10 protein-coding genes are annotated in these 11,694 nt (G+C 41.0%); 2 read left to right on the top strand and 8 right to left on the bottom strand.

Annotated features, from left to right (window positions below; genetic code table 11):
* Nucleotides 1-11: 11 nt before the first annotated feature.
* The 6 genes from FERRO_RS05835 to FERRO_RS05810 all read right to left on the bottom strand — a co-directional run bounded on the left by FERRO_RS05835 (nucleotide 12) and on the right by FERRO_RS05810 (nucleotide 7,986).
* Nucleotides 12-557: a hypothetical protein gene (locus FERRO_RS05835; RefSeq protein ID WP_056929960.1), complete on the bottom strand. Its 546-nt coding sequence runs from the start codon at nucleotides 555-557 to the stop codon at nucleotides 12-14.
* Nucleotides 544-2,028 carry a sensor histidine kinase gene (locus tag FERRO_RS05830; protein ID WP_056929959.1) on the bottom strand — a complete coding sequence of 495 codons (1,485 nt, stop codon included), beginning with the start codon at nucleotides 2,026-2,028 and terminating at the stop codon, nucleotides 544-546. The genes FERRO_RS05835 and FERRO_RS05830 overlap by 14 nt, the downstream gene beginning before the upstream one ends.
* 3 nt (nucleotides 2,029-2,031) lie before the next feature.
* Nucleotides 2,032-3,999, bottom strand: a complete 1,968-nt coding sequence (gene mdoH / locus FERRO_RS05825) for a glucans biosynthesis glucosyltransferase MdoH (RefSeq protein WP_082601218.1) — start codon at nucleotides 3,997-3,999, stop codon at nucleotides 2,032-2,034.
* 169 nt (nucleotides 4,000-4,168) lie between these two features.
* Nucleotides 4,169-5,554 (bottom strand): sigma 54-interacting transcriptional regulator, encoded by a 1,386-nt coding sequence (locus tag FERRO_RS05820; protein WP_056929958.1) that lies wholly within the window; start codon nucleotides 5,552-5,554, stop codon nucleotides 4,169-4,171.
* Nucleotides 5,555-5,816: 262 nt separating this feature from the next.
* Complete coding sequence (gene neuC / locus FERRO_RS05815) at nucleotides 5,817-6,956, bottom strand: UDP-N-acetylglucosamine 2-epimerase (RefSeq protein WP_056929957.1); 1,140 nt, start codon at nucleotides 6,954-6,956, stop codon at nucleotides 5,817-5,819.
* A complete protein-coding gene (locus tag FERRO_RS05810; RefSeq protein ID WP_056929956.1) occupies nucleotides 6,949-7,986 on the bottom strand; it encodes an N-acetylneuraminate synthase family protein in 1,038 nt (345 codons plus the stop codon). The genes neuC and FERRO_RS05810 overlap by 8 nt, the downstream gene beginning before the upstream one ends.
* Before the next feature lie 294 nt (nucleotides 7,987-8,280).
* On the opposite strand from FERRO_RS05810, the gene tviB reads away from it, so the two are divergent.
* Nucleotides 8,281-9,558 (top strand): Vi polysaccharide biosynthesis UDP-N-acetylglucosamine C-6 dehydrogenase TviB, encoded by a 1,278-nt coding sequence (gene tviB, locus FERRO_RS05805; RefSeq protein WP_056929955.1) that lies wholly within the window; start codon nucleotides 8,281-8,283, stop codon nucleotides 9,556-9,558.
* 68 nt (nucleotides 9,559-9,626) lie between these two features.
* On the opposite strand, the gene FERRO_RS05800 is transcribed toward tviB, so the two are convergent.
* Nucleotides 9,627-10,418, bottom strand: a complete 792-nt coding sequence (locus tag FERRO_RS05800; protein WP_056929954.1) for a hypothetical protein — start codon at nucleotides 10,416-10,418, stop codon at nucleotides 9,627-9,629.
* A gap of 58 nt (nucleotides 10,419-10,476) precedes the next feature.
* On the opposite strand from FERRO_RS05800, the gene FERRO_RS05795 reads away from it, so the two are divergent.
* Nucleotides 10,477-11,286 carry an alpha/beta hydrolase gene (locus FERRO_RS05795; RefSeq protein ID WP_056929953.1) on the top strand — a complete coding sequence of 270 codons (810 nt, stop codon included), beginning with the start codon at nucleotides 10,477-10,479 and terminating at the stop codon, nucleotides 11,284-11,286.
* On the opposite strand, the gene FERRO_RS09950 is transcribed toward FERRO_RS05795, so the two are convergent.
* Nucleotides 11,228-11,656, bottom strand: a complete 429-nt coding sequence (locus tag FERRO_RS09950) for an A24 family peptidase (RefSeq protein WP_082601216.1) — start codon at nucleotides 11,654-11,656, stop codon at nucleotides 11,228-11,230. The genes FERRO_RS05795 and FERRO_RS09950 overlap by 59 nt on opposite strands.
* Between the last annotated feature and the right edge of the window lie 38 nt (nucleotides 11,657-11,694).

Below are 11,694 nucleotides of genomic sequence, written 5' to 3'. Positions count from 1 at the left end.
TAGTCCGAACATTAATGGTTTTCTGAGGGTTTCGATAAAAGATTACTTTCTAGAGTTTTAAGCTCTTTAATCTTATTTTGTAAGGCATTAATTTTAGTTTGCCCTTCAGCAAGTTGCTGTGTCATGTCCCGTATTTGACTGTCCTCAATAATTTGATTTTTAGCCATACTGGTTAACCAATCAACAATAGGAAGCATCTCTGCTTGTTGACTGTCAGTGAGTGTGCTCAACAACTTAAAGGCTTGAAGATGGGATTGGCTATCTGTATTAAGTAATAACAACGCCACACATCGAACTCTATCGGATACGGTTAAGGCTTCTGGATGGTTAAGCCAATGGCTGATCATGGCCTGCTTAACCAAGTTGGAGTTTTTTTCATCTTGGTTTATTTGCAACCAAATACCTCCTACTTCCTTTACTTCTTGGTTTTTTTGTGACTTATCCTCCCCAGAATTAATAACAGGCTTACCTACCACCTCCCCTTTTTCAGGATGCATAACGCAACCACTCAATAACAACAAAGTGAATACTACAATTTTATTCTTAGCATGCTTCATAGGGTATCTCAACTCTAAAATAGGACCCCTCTTCACAGGGCATAAGTGATACTTGTCCACCATGGGCGGACACCAGTTCTTTGACAATTGACAAACCAATACCGCTGCCCTTTCTTGAGCCTGTAGGTTGCCTTGCTCCTTGATAAAAAGGATTAAAAATTTTCTCGCGGTCCTCCAGTGCAATACCTGGCCCTTGATCTTCACAATCAATTCTTAACCATGCCTGATGTTGAATAAGGGTTAATTTAATTAAACCCTGCTCAGGACTAAAGCGAACTGCATTGGATAACAAATTGTTAATAATAATTTCTATTTTATCTGAATCTACTAAGCATTTTAGTGGTTCCCCAATTAAATCAATAGTCAGAAATCGCGACTGTAATTGTAAGCGATAACGAGAAATCAACTCTTTTAGCAGCTCTAACACATCGATACAGTGAAGATGTAACCGTCTCGTATCCTCAGAGAAAGCGTTGTATTGCAGCAAACTTTCAATCTGCTGCTGTAGGGACAGTGCGTTATCTCTTAAAATGTGAATAATTTCAGTTTGTTGCGTATTCATGTGCCCCATCACCTGATCTTCAAGAAGGGCAATACCTTCTCGTAAATTTGCTAAGGGAGTTTTAAGTTCATGGGAAATATGACGCATAAACAGTAACTTATCTGCCTCCAGGGCATTTAAACGTTGCCGTAATACTTCAATACGCTCACCCAAGCGTCGCATGTCAGCAGGACCACTAATGAAAACTGGTTGTTCCTTGTCCTCAGTGCCCAATTGGTCAATAGCCATCTCCACCTCTCTTAAGGACTGTGATAACCACATCCCTAAAATCAGGGCGAGCATCACAGCAAATAAAGAGGCAAAAATACCAAAGGTAATTAACGCATCCCGCTGACGCTTAAACTCAAATATTAATGTTTGATTGTATTTTTTCAGATAATCTCTGGAGGACAGATCTACGCGCTGAATAATCTCACCCAGCTGGGCATAGGAGTTAAGAATATCTTGCTGCTTACTAAAAGACAGTGATGCATCGTCAGTGAGTGAATCCGTCGCAAATTGTGAAAGTTGTAACCACTCATCCACCAAAGATTGTAAACCCATGGCAGGAACCTGTTTTAGAGAGTTAGCTACCTCCTCCCCATGTGACCAATTTTTTTTAATATCAGCAATCATACTGGGGTCGTTTAATACCATGTATTGTCGTGATTTTCTTTCAAGGGACACTGTGGTGTCCTGTAGTTCATGTATTTGCTCTAAAACAAAGAGCATTTTGTTGGGGTAGTCGACATTTTCTTGGGAGAGATTTTGCAAAGACACCAGGGTACGGATTAAGGCTCCACCTAGTAAAAGAATGATACTAATAAACGCCAGGAGCAGCAGTTGCCTAAAGGATAAAGGAAAGTGCTGCCCCCAAATAATACTATCAGTTTTTTTTACATCAATTTTTGACCGTATTGATTCAATCATGCCTTAGCGTAAATGGTAAGCGGTTGCGCCTGAACTTGCTTTGGGTTGTCTTAACCAACGCAAAAGCCTATTCAATTTCGTATAGCGACCACTATAGTACCATGCTTGTTGCATCACAGCTGGCGCAGAGGCTTCCTCAGGAGTGATAAATAGGTTTCTTACCCGTAACCAGAGACCCACGTAACTGCTGCTGGTGATCACAGCAAAGGGGGTAGCTAAAAACACGGGAATCACAACTGGTAATAGCCATATTAGGGTGCTTGGCGCAATCAGTACAGTGACTAAGCATAATAAAGCTATCGGCCATAGGTAAGGCATGAAATAAAGGTAGGTGGCTTTCCATGGTAATGTTTTAGATTCACGCAGCGGAGATTTCCACTCAAGACCCAACCCGGTTAGGGCAGAGATAACGTAGTAGGTATGGGCCATCATCCTCAAGGGAGCAACCATAGCTGAATACAGCGCTTCTAACAAAATACTTTTACTAAGGTTATGGAGGCCACCATATTGTTGCTGTTCTTTTTTATAGAGAATCACAAAGAAGGACAATATACGCGGTAAAAATAATAACACCAACGTGACCAACCACAGGTCTGAATAGTGGTTAATGAGTAGATCGTCACTCACCGAGTGCCCCAGAAAATACTCAAGGGAATAAATGAAGGTACTCGTGACAATTAAGAGTAGCCACAGAGGGGAAGAAGCGTAGGCTAAGACCCCTGTTAACAACATGAATCGATGTACCATAGCAAAGCCCGGTTCGGCACTAAGACGTATATTTTTAATATTTCCCTGACACCAACGACGGTCGCGTTGTAATTCTTCGGGAAGATTGGCAGGTTGCTGCTCATAACTGCCTTCAATATCAGTGACTAACCACACATCAAACCCAGCACGTCTCATCATGGCAGCTTCCACAAAATCATGTGACATGATATGACCACTTAATCCACCATTACCTGGTAAATCTGCCAAGGCACAGTGACGCATAAAGGGTTCTATACGAATAATGGCATTGTGTCCCCAATAATGAGACTCACCCAATTGCCAGTAGAGCATTCCTTTAGTAAAAAGACGCCCTGACACGCGAGCTGCAAATTGTTGCACTCGAGCATGTAAGGTATCCACACCGCAGGGCTGCGGAACGGTTTGTATAATTCCCGCACTGGGATGTTGATCCATTAACTTAGCTAAGGTGACCAAAGCCTCACCACTCATCACACTGTCTGCATCAAATACCACCATGTACTGGTAGTTTTTACCCCAACGTCGACAGAAGTCTGCCACATTCCCTGCTTTGCGGCGGGTACGACGCTGACGAACACGATAGAATAAATTGACTCTACCTTGCAACTCATCACGTAATGTGGACCATGCATTGAGTTCCGCGGCTAAAATAACGGGATCAAAGGAATCTGATAAAATAAACACATCAAATTGTTTTGCTTCAGAGCGTTGCATCAAAGATTCACAGGTAGCCCGTAATCCTGCAAAAACCGTATCCACTGACTCGTTACATATCGGCATAATCACCGCAGTCTTACTATGCTCTGAGAGACTTAACTTAGCCACTTGTCGACTACTGAGGGCAAAACCATCGGCAAACAGTTCCACTAAAAAACCCATTATCGCGGTAAAGAAGCCCGCCGCTAACCAAGCTGTGAGAACTAAAAACACTGTTAACTGAATTACTTTAAGAGGCCAGAAACCCCAGTTATTCTGATTAGCTATCCATAAATAAGCCACCGTTGCGGTGGTCAGTGCCACCAAGGCCATCAATACTCGACGACGCTCCATGGCTATTTTTAGCCACGGGGGAGTGAGTCTTAGTTTGGGCTCTCGAATAGACTCTTTCATTAAGGCTAATCCTTGGGTAAAACTTGTCCAGGGCTGAGCCACCATGGAGCCACGGTTAATAGGCGGCGCAAGCTGCGCGGAATGACTTAAGTGGATATGTTCATTTGGGTTCATGCCGATCTATTAGCATGATCCATGCCATCGTAATTTAAACCTCTAACCCATTGATTTTAATGACTATAAAAAGGTTAAAGCCTTTTCAAACAATAAAACAGGCAGGAATTTGTCGCTAATTTACGACAGATAACGAAAGAAACTAAGAATCTCTATTCAGATCAATGGGTTAGGGTTGTCGCTCAATGGTGACAACATCCATTTGGCTCTCTAATTTCTTAAAAGTGTCAGGGGTAAGACCATGTTTTTGTAGTAACCGATAGAACTCCGTTCTGTTTCTTTCAGCAAGGCGAGCTGCATCGGCTACGTTTCCACCGGTCACTTTGAGTAAACCAATCAGATAATCCCGCTCAAAACGCTCTCTGGCTTCAGCCAAACTTAAGATCTGAACGGAAGGAACCTTCAGGGCTCGCTGGATCAAGCTATGGGATATCAGTGAGCCTGTTGACAGCGCAGAAACCTGTTCAATGACATTAAACAATTGACGAATATTACCTGGCCATGAGTAGGTGCTTAATGCTTCGATGGCATCGGGCGTAAAGCCATTGAGAACCTTGTGATACTTCTGTGCTAAGCGCATCAAAAAGTGATTAGCCAATAACAACACATCCTCTCTTCTTTCTCGAAGTGGTGGCAAGATGAGTTCCACCACATTTAACCGATAATATAAATCCTCTCTAAATTGGTCCTCGCGAATAGCAGCTTCAAGATCCTGATGAGTGGAAGAAAGAATGCGTACATCCACATCAATACTGTGGCTAGAGCCCACTGGTCGAACTTTTCTCTCTTGCAAGACACGCAGTAATTTTGCCTGGAGATTCACCGGCATATCGCCAATTTCATCTAAAAATAAGGTGCCCCTATCCGCTGCCCGCAATAACCCATCATAGGAGTGACTCGCTCCGGTAAAGGCTCCTTTCACATGACCAAAAAGCTCTGACTCCAAGAGATGCTCTGGAATGGCACTACAATTTAGCGCAACAAAGGGTCGATTCGCTCTTGGACTGGCTCGATGAATGGCTTGTGCCAACAATTCTTTACCCGTGCCACTCTCACCGCGTATTAATACACTGGCATCGGATTGGGCCACCATTTTAGCTTCATTAAGTAACTCTGCAATGCGATCAGAACGGCTGATAATGTGGGCGCGCCAATCCTCTTTAAGAGGGTCTGTTTGTTGCGGACTAACGCGATAAATCGATAAAGCTTCAGCAATTTTATCTAGCAACACTTTACCCTCAAAGGGTTTAGTAAGGTAACCAAATACCCCGCGAGTCGTCGCTTCCACGGCATCAGGAATAGTGCCGTGGGCAGTGATCAATATAACCGGCAGCAACGGATGACGTTGCCTGATTTCATCGAACAATTTTAGACCATCAAGACCGGGTAACTGAACATCACTGACCACCAATTGAGGTCGTTCAATAGCAATTTTGGCAAGAGCTTCCTCTGCGGTGGTGGCGGCGGAAACACGATAATTGGCAGCCTCAAGACGCATGGTCAAAAGACGCAACAAGTCTGTGTCATCATCAACCAGTAATATATGAGTACTCATAGGTGCAAGATACTATCTTTTACTATAAAGCTCTACTCTACCGTATTTTGTCTTGGAGATCCTCGTTCCTGTCACAAAACCATTACTTAACTTGCGGGTGTCGTCCTTAACACAAAAATACTTAGTATCCCAAGGAGTCATCAGAGATAGGTGTAAACCACTCTATAGCTTTATCATCTGCTCAACAACCACTACTCACTGACTCTCTTCATCTCATTTCAAGTTAAGATCAAATACTTCCTTTCCTTGAGGTGGAAGAGATCTAGTTGTCTGAGAGCGCCAAATCGGCGATGACATTGGCAATTAATTGCCCCGCCTCCGCATGACCATACAAAGATGATGGCGAATATTTTTTTATAGTTAGCTGCTGAATGAGTGCGGCGGTAATTTCATATTCATCCCATGCCACATCAATGACGTTGTTAGCCCGCTCTCGTCCCATTTGACGCTCACCAATATTCACAACAGGGATACCTAAAAAAGCGCATTCTCTTATGCCTACACTAGAATTACCAATCAGACATAAACTCAAGGATAACAATTTTAAAAAAACATGTCCTTCAAGATTATTGATATAAAAAAAATGTTTTTTTTGATAGGTTTTTTTAAAAGAGTCTATAGCCGCCCAAATAGCATCAGAGCCACTATCCAAGTTAGGACTGAAGATTAAAACATTGATTTCTAATTTCTCTACTATCCTAAGCAGTAATAACATGTTGTTAAAACTGTCTTCATAATGCAACGTCTCAGAGTGCAGTAAAAGAACAATGAAAGGATCATTAATATTAAAAACCTCTAGATCCAAATGTTCCTTAATTGAGTTAATTAAATACTCCTCACTAAGATGCTTAGATTCCTCAGCAATTACAATTGACGGACAACCTGTAATAAAAATATTTTCGACAGGCTCTCCCAAAGTATGGACACGGTGGGCAGCATATTCGTTAGACACCAAATGATAGTCAGATAGCTTCGTGACAGCATGCCTAACCACCTCGTCAATATTGCCACTGATTTCACCACCTTGGATGTGTATTAGGGGAATATTCATATAGGATGCCGCAACAGCTGTCCCTAAGGTTTCATAACGATCGGCAATGGTAATAACAAAATCAGGGGCTATTCTTTTAAATACTTGTGCTGTCATACTCATTGTATTGGCAGTGGTTAATGCCATATTAATGGGCTCATCCCCTTCAACAAAGGTATATAATTCATCTGTAACATTAAAACCATCATGTTTAATATAGTCAACAATTCTGCCATAACGGGGTAACAGTGCAGAGCCTGAACAAATAACACTTAAATCAATCCGATGATTGTCTCTTAATTTTTCTAAGGCACTTCTAATGCGCGAATAACTGGGCCGAGCAGTAATCGCTACACAGATTTTTTTATTCAAAATCGTCAATCCTCAAACAATGATTAACTGGAAGATCTCTTTTGGCTTGTTTTCCTAAAATCAACTCTCTTTGCTCATACAATAATCCTCCCCCAGGTTTTTTATAGCCCAAATGGGATTCTGTTAAAACATCCCCTTTTTTTATTGCTAGTTGAGCATAAAGACTCCGAGAGAACATGATACGTGTATTACTTAGTTGCTGAACTTGGTCTTCTTTACTTACTCTATGCCAAGCCATGTGACGAGCAAAATTCGTCGCCCTCACCATTTCTTTGAACTGATCAGGGGTTAACGATGACTTCACATCTGGACCAAACATAGCGTGATGGAAAGTTAAATGCGCCTCAATAACAGCCGCCCCTAAATAACTAGCTATCACTGCAGGATAAATTTCCCCAGAATGATCGGATAAGCCAACAGGAAGTTCCGGCAGCGCTGCTTGCATATCCTGCATAATATTTAATCCCACTTCCTCTGCCTCGGTGGGATAACGACTAGTACAGTGTAACAAACAGACATCAATATTTTTTTCTGTAAAGTCTTTTGCAAGGCTAATCACTTCCTCCATTTTGCTTAAGCCACTGGATAAAATAATGGGTTTTTTTGATAGCATTAATCTGTCGATTAATTGACGATTATGCATTTCTCCAGAGGCCACTTTCCACGCACTGATTTGTAACCTCTCCAACCAGTCACAGGCCTTAAGAGAAAAAGGTGAACATAAAAACACCAACCCCAACTTTTCCGCCTGTTCTTTTAATATTTGCCATTCTTCAAAGGTAAAAGAGGTTCTTTGCCAATAGTCAAAACGTGTTTTATCTTGTTGGCTAAAGGGGATCCTCCAGGGTTCCCATGGCGTACTTTCTTCATCGGCTAAGTGCATCTGAAATTTCACAGCGGTAGCGTCACAGGATTTAGCTAGCTGAATATAAGACATGGCCATACCAAGACTGCCTTCATGACCTAATGCCACTTCTGCAATCAAAAAAGGCGGAGCTTTTGGACTTATCGGATAATGTTCAATTTTCAATTTATTGTCCAATCTTTAATTAGGTTATAAGGTTAACATTGTGATGATTAAAGAATGGTTAAATTAAGTTAAGTTAAAGGTATAAATTGTAAAATATAAATAATCTGTTACCTGTCAAATATTGTCAAAAGTAGCATTAATTATTATAAGCCCTAATAAAGACTAAATAAAAAAAACTATCATTTTTTCTTATTAATATGATTACGTAATATTTACCAACGTATATTAACAATTTTCAACAATTGCAAAGCACATTCATCGCACAATAAATGGTCTTATAAATTAGGGTAAGTTATGCATCAATTGGAAGATATTAAAGTTGCCATCATTGGCCTAGGTTACGTAGGTTTGCCTCTAGCTATCGCCTTTGGTAAAAAAAGAACAGTATTGGGTTTTGATATTAAAGAGGAACGAATATCTCAATTAAGAAAAGCCGTGGATATTCAGCATGAAGTGCATGAAGAAGAATTTAAACAAGCACGCTATCTCTCGTTCACCCATGACAGTGGACAGCTAAAAGACGCGAATTGCTACATTATTACAGTACCCACACCCATTAAAAAAAATAATCAGCCCGATTTAAGTCCGCTGATTAAAGCTTCTAAATTAGTGGGGCAATATCTAAAAAAAAACGATATCGTTATCTATGAATCTACGGTCTACCCTGGCGCAACGGAGGAAGAATGTGTGCCAATTTTAGAGGACACCTCAGGTCTTCAGTTTAACCATGATTTTTTTTGTGGGTATAGTCCAGAGAGAATTAATCCTGGTGATAAAAATCGTAAAATAGAAAATATAAAGAAGATTACTTCCGGCTCAACTCCTCTGATTGGTAAGTTAATCGACTCCCTCTATCAAGAAATCATCATCGCAGGCACTTATCTTGCTGACAGCATTAAAATCGCTGAGGCTGCTAAAATCATTGAAAATACACAGCGCGATATCAATATCGCCTTTATCAACGAAATTACCGTGTTTTTTAATGAACTTGGTATTGATACCGAATCTGTTCTTCAAGCCGCGGAAAGCAAATGGAACTTTCATCCTTATCGACCCGGTCTTGTGGGCGGGCATTGTATCGGAGTTGATCCCTACTATTTATCTTTTAAATCGCAAACTGTTGGCCATTATCCGGAATTAGTAAATAGTGCCAGACGAATAAATGAAAACATGTCACGCCATATCGCCAATCAAATGATCAGAGCAATGGTGCAAAAAAAAATTTCTATTGCTCAGTCTAAAATATTAATTCTTGGTTTCACTTTCAAAGAAAATTGTACGGATATTCGTAATACACAAGTAGCTAAATTAGTGGAAGTTTTACGTTCTTTTGACTGTTATGTGGATATTTTAGATCCCTGGGCAAATAATGAGGAAGTGGGTAAAGAGTATGGATATTCCTTAATAAACCATCCCCAGTCGGGTGATTATGACGGTCTTATCATCGCCGTGGGCCATGATCAATTTAAACAACTCGATACACAGGAAATGCTGGGATGGGTAAAGGACCCTCACATTATTTATGATTTAAAACATGTGCTACCTAGGCATATTGTGGATATTCGACTCTAACCATCAGTACCATAAAAAAGATTTAGTTTGATGGCGCCGATGGGTACGAGTCGACTCTTAGATAACACTCACTTTGTTATGCGGGATAAGGCATTGTCTCTGAGTGCTTTAGCCTTGAGAAAAGCGCTATTGGTTTGCGCAATCGTTGTGTCTCCAGAGTAAAACTGAGCCAATATCTCATCAGTAGTATTCATGTAATTACTCACTGCATCGGCCTGAGACACGCTACCAATTTGTTTATCAAGCTCCTTAAAACAGGCATAATGAGCTTTAGCAAAAGCTTTAATCAATGGTTTTTGATCTGCCGTAATCTTATTGTGATTAGCCAACAAGTCCAGCTTATTGTCACTTTGTTCATTAGCCACTAATAACTTACCAATCACCTCACTGCTCACAGAGGGGGTTGCTTTGAGTTGGTCACAATCTTTCACGGCATCCATTAACGAGCTGGTTACTGGGCCAAGGGGAACTGTGGCAGCTCTCTGGGAGGATAGATTTTGAGGGATGACGGCCCCTGAGGAGTGGAGCGGGGTAGCTTGGCTTGCGTCTTGAGCTGAAATATTATTTAAAGCCTTAGCGACTTTTTTCCGGTATTGATTGGAATATTTATACATATTGACATCACGGTTTTCGTTAGCCAATTTCATTAAACATTGATCAAATTCGGGCGTCCCTTCTTTGAGAGAATAACCGCGACATTGCTCTTTTAAGAATGATAGATAAAAGGGATCTAATTCTTTCAAATCTACTGGAGGAGCTTTCACTGTTGGCGTATTTGTTAAGGCACAAGCGCTAATGATACTCACTAAACCCATAATAAAAAAATGTTGAAAAAGATTTTTTTTGTGGTATTTGTACATATAAAACCTCTAACCAATAAAATGTTAACAGCTTATCACTTTTAGACAAGGAATAGCCATGATCCCATCGCCTCCTAACTGGCAAAACTGGAGTGAAGAAGAAGCACAATTGTCCTATGATAACAGTAAGGCCGTGAACAATGTTCTTGAGATAACCAGCGGATGGCGCGAGAGAAGTGATCAATGGGTTAGAAACTGGCCCTTACAAGAGACTATTCAATATGGCACTCATACTCGTCAAGCGATACAAGTCTTTCTCCCCCATCGGTTAACGCAAACATTATTCATGTTTATTCATGGTGGTTATTGGCAGTCCCGTGCCAAGGAAGATTTTTACTTTTTAAGCGAGCCCTATGTTGCAAAAGGAGTGGCTGTGGCTCATATTGGCTACCCCTTAGCACCTGAGTTACCATTGCGGGCAATAATTTCCAGCATTAATCAAGGTTTATTAAGTTTGCAACAATACTTTGATAACCAGTTTACTCAGCAAATACTCTGCGGCTGGTCTGCGGGGGCCCACTTAGCCTTAATGAGTGATGATTACCCATGGTTAACCCAGCGTCTATTAATCAGTGGTATCTATGACTTAGCCCCCCTCGTCAAAACTCGTTATTTTCCATCGCTACAAGTGGATCTGACAGAGTTATCTTTACTCTCTCCACTGTACAGCAAACACTCATCTCCATGCCCCACCAAGCTTTGGGTGGGTGATGAGGAGTTGCCTGAGTTAATTAGGCAGACTCAATCTTTTGTGTTAGCCAGTCAACTTAATGACTCTTTAACCGTCATGCAACACTCCAACCATTTCACTATCCTGGAAAAACTCCTTGATCCATCAACAGTCTTTGACACAAAACTCCTAGAGTAATAGCCAGCGCATAGGGAACTCCATGGTCAGACTTTAAATACTTATACCCAAGACTGACCACCCCACCTAACACCATGGTATAGAGCATTGCTAACAGAAAGTCGTTGAGAGGTAAGAACATCTCGATCATCATAATGAGTTTAATGTCTCCTGCACCCAACCATCCTATTTTAAATAATAGAAAGCCCACCCACCCCACTACAACCAGTATTTTGAGCATATCCAGCATACTCATCGTTCCACCCCAAAGGATGTTAAACACAGCGAGAATCATTCCCAGGACGATTAATGTATTAGGGATAGTACGTGTTGTGATATCTGAGATAGAGGCCAGAAGTAAAAGGATTAGTAATGGTAAGAAATGACTCATAGTGATTAGGATAAGGCATCTAACAATATTTTTTTAAT

The organism is Ferrovum sp. JA12 (genome assembly GCF_001431705.1).
Lineage (GTDB): Bacteria > Pseudomonadota > Gammaproteobacteria > Burkholderiales > Ferrovaceae > PN-J185.
Note: the sequence above shows the minus strand (reverse complement) of the source record. Positions and strands in the feature narration are given on the sequence as shown.